Annotated in this window: 1 protein-coding gene; it reads right to left on the bottom strand. The window is 41.9% G+C overall.

The window, feature by feature from the left end; all coding sequences use genetic code 11:
- The coding region (locus ATH1_RS19795) for an IS66 family transposase (protein ID WP_010424177.1) at window positions 1-381 on the bottom strand (381 nt) is incomplete at its 3' end.
- Window positions 382-442 lie beyond the last annotated feature (61 nt).

Genomic DNA, 442 nt, shown 5'->3' with positions numbered 1-442 from the left:
TGCCTTCTTCTTGTTTTTAGCAGGCTTGCGTCGCTCATACTCGATTAGCTCCTTTTCAGCCTCTTCAATGGCCTCTTTCTCTTCAGGAAGCACCTCTAATCCTTCCCAGTCAATTTTTCTCTGGTTGGGATCTTCTGCAATATGTTTTTCGCTCGAGGCCCCGAACAACTTATGCCGAAACCAGGCAAGCTGATCGGTAAGCTTTTTAATTTGCTTCTCCTTTTCAGCCACAACAGCCTCTAATTCCTGATTTTTTGCCTCAAGAGTATCCAGCGCTCCGTTGTCGATTTTTTGCAACCGATAATTCTCCTGATAGAGCTCATCACGTTGCTGAAGAAGCTCCTGAATTAATACATCTTTATCGGTTGAATAATCGCTCATTTATCACTGTTTGATTATGAGCTTAAAGATAGCAAAATCAAGGCTTTCAGCCAATTTTTTT

Source organism: Anaerophaga thermohalophila DSM 12881 (assembly GCF_000191885.1).
Taxonomy (GTDB): domain Bacteria; phylum Bacteroidota; class Bacteroidia; order Bacteroidales; family Marinilabiliaceae; genus Anaerophaga; species Anaerophaga thermohalophila.
Note: the sequence above shows the minus strand (reverse complement) of the source record. Positions and strands in the feature narration are given on the sequence as shown.